Here is a 2,608-nt window from a genome sequence, read left to right on the forward strand (position 1 = left end):
CCCCACGTAGTCGCGGTCACCGGGCCGCGCGGCGCGGACGACCAGCGGCTTCTCGTCGACGACGCGGCCGCCCGGCCCGTACAGCGTGACCTTGTACGTCCCGTCGCGGGTGCCCGGGGGCAGCTCGGCGGCGCCGGAGAACAGCCGCGGGTTGTTCCAGTCCGTGCTCGACGGATCGTGCGCGAGCCGCACCGGCGCGCGGAAGGCGGGCGAGGAGACGGCGAAGGAGCGCCCGGTCTCACCCGGGTACAGGCCGTCGTACGACATCCACAGCCGCTCTCCCGGCCGCAGCACCTCGCCGGGCGACGTCACCGAGAAGCTCGGCCGCTCCGACGGCTTCACCTCGACACGCTCCTCCGCCACGACCCGGCCGCCGGCCCGGACCGTCAGCGGGTACGTGCCCGGCCCGGTGGCCATCGCGATGGCCGGGCGGGCGTGGTGGCCGTCGTCGCGGAGGGCGAGCCGGACGGGGCGCGGGAAGACCGGCGAGGAGACGGTGACGTCGCCCGGCGTGCGGATCCCCTGCACCTGTATGTCGACGAGCTCGCCCGGGCGGTTGTCGTAGGCACTGTTGAGCAGCAGGTGCACCCCGCCGTCACCGCCGTCGCCCTCGTCGGCGGAGGCCGGGCCGGCACCGCCGGCGAGCCACAGGGCCCCCGCAGCCAGCACGGCGGCCGCCGCCGTGCGCATCCGGTTCACCGAGCCACCACCCCCTCGCCATGGAGCGTCACCAGGAAAGAGGGCTCCGCAGACCCATCGGTTGCCTGTCGGCGCCCAGCATGACAAAAGCCCCTGGTCCGAGGACCAGGGGCTTCTGCCCACATGGGATGACGGGGTCTGGGGGCCATGCCCCCAGAGATACGAAGGACGGACTTCGCTCGCGCTGTCGGCGAGCGGAGTCCACCCATCCGTCCGTGGAGATGGCGGGAATCGAACCCGCGTCCAACGGTGCAGAATCAGGGCTTCTCCGTGTGCAGTCCGCTGCGATTTTCTCGGCCCCGGAGATCACGCGAACAAGTCTCCGACGGGCTCAGCCACTGTTTGATTTCCCACTGGACCCCGTGACCGGGTCTAGTGGTTTAGTTCCCTAGCTGATGCCAGGATCCGGGTCGGGAACAGCCCCGGGCTGACACTTCGCAAGTCGCTACTTAGGCAGCGAGGGCGAAGGAATCGCGCTTGGTGTTGGCGATTATTGGTTGCGACATATGGTTTACGAGATCATTGCCGCTTCCTCGACACGCTTCCCCTGCTTCGACATCCGCTGTCGAAACCGATCATCCCCATGTTGATTTTTCAATCTGCGCACGGGTACCACCCCGTGTGCTGTCTCTATGGTACGCGACGGGCACACGACCGTGCCAGCGCATTTCGGCAGCTAGCCCCGCGCGGCGGCCGCCCGCTGCCGGCGGCGTGCCGCGGCGATGGCCCGGTTCGACTCGCGCGTGTCCTGCTTCTCGCGCAGGGTCTGCCGCTTGTCGTACTCCTTCTTGCCCTTGGCGAGGGCGATCTCGACCTTGGCCCGGCCCTCCTTGAAGTAGATGGCCAGGGGCACGATGGTGTGCCCCGTCTCCTGCGACTTGGAGGCGAGCTTGTCGATCTCGGCCCGGTGCATCAGGAGCTTGCGCTTGCGGCGCGCGCTGTGGTTGGTCCACGTGCCCTGGGTGTACTCGGGGATGTGGGCGTTGTGCAGCCACGCCTCACCGCCGTCGATCTGCACGAAGCCGTCCACCAGCGAGGAGCGCCCCTGGCGCAGCGACTTCACCTCGGTGCCGGTCAGCACCATGCCGCACTCGTAGGTGTCCAGAATGTGGTAATCGTGCCGCGCCTTCTTGTTCTGCGCGACGAACTTGCGGGTCTCTTTCTTCTCTTTAGCCATAGCGCCGCCATTCTCGCACTAGGACCCGCCCCCGAGGCCACTCAATACTGTGCGGGCCCGCTCCTCGGCATCGCCGTGGACCAGCAGGTCGGGGGCGATGCCCAGGCCGTCGACGGCGCGGCCGGCGGGGGTGCGGTAGTGGCCCACGGTGAGCTCGGCGACCGAGCCGTCCGCGAGCCGGCTCGGCATCTGCACGGAGCCCTTGCCGAAGGTGCGCGAGCCGACGACGACGGCGCGGCCGCGGTCCTGCAGGGCGCCCGCCAGCAGCTCGGCCGCGCTCATCGTGCCGCCGTCGACCAGGACGACGAGGGGCCGGGCGGTCACCGTGCCGGCCCGCGCCTCCAGGGAGCGCTGGCTGCCGTGCACGTCGTAGGTGGCGACGAGCCCGCCGTCGAGGAAGGCGGAGGCGGCCCGCACCGCCTCGCCGACCAGGCCGCCGGAGTTCCCCCGCAGGTCCAGCAGGATGCCCTCGCCGGGCTGCGCCGCCGCGGCCGCCGCGCGCACCTGGTCGCCGGTGCCCCGGGTGAACGAACCGACCTTGATCCTCAGGGCCGCGACCTCGCCCCGGAAGAGGTGCTCGGCCGCCACGCTCTCGGTGGCCAGCCGCTCCCGGTACAGCGTGCGCGCCCAGCTGCGGCCGGCGCGCTCGACCTCGATCCGCACGGGCGTGCCGGGGGCGGAACGGGCCGTACCGTCGCCGCGCAGCAGGGCGACGACATCGGTGACGGGACG

General features: G+C 70.9%; 2 protein-coding genes, 1 other RNA gene and 1 pseudogene. All 4 read right to left on the reverse strand.

Features of this window, described 5'->3' with window-relative positions; genetic code table 11:
- Positions 1 to 699 (reverse strand): annotated as a pseudogene (locus V7793_RS36250) (hypothetical protein); the annotation flags it as partial.
- 213 nt (positions 700 to 912) lie between these two features.
- Positions 913 to 1,282, reverse strand: a transfer-messenger RNA (tmRNA) gene (gene ssrA, locus V7793_RS36255).
- Between the two features lie 93 nt (positions 1,283 to 1,375).
- Positions 1,376 to 1,876 (reverse strand): SsrA-binding protein SmpB, encoded by a 501-nt coding sequence (gene smpB / locus V7793_RS36260; protein ID WP_336013930.1) that lies wholly within the window; start codon positions 1,874 to 1,876, stop codon positions 1,376 to 1,378.
- 18 nt (positions 1,877 to 1,894) lie between these two features.
- Positions 1,895 to 2,608: S41 family peptidase (locus tag V7793_RS36265; protein ID WP_336013932.1), on the reverse strand; the 714-nt coding region annotated here is incomplete at its 5' end.

The organism is Streptomyces sp. KLMMK (assembly GCF_036961605.1).
In the GTDB taxonomy this organism is placed as follows: Bacteria; Actinomycetota; Actinomycetes; order Streptomycetales; family Streptomycetaceae; genus Streptomyces; species Streptomyces telluris.

Excerpts from the sequence above, each read along its gene's own strand:
- smpB (WP_336013930.1), bottom strand. The coding sequence starts at position 1,876 with ATGGCTAAAGAGAAGAAAGAGACCCGCAAGTTCGTCGCGCAGAACAAG.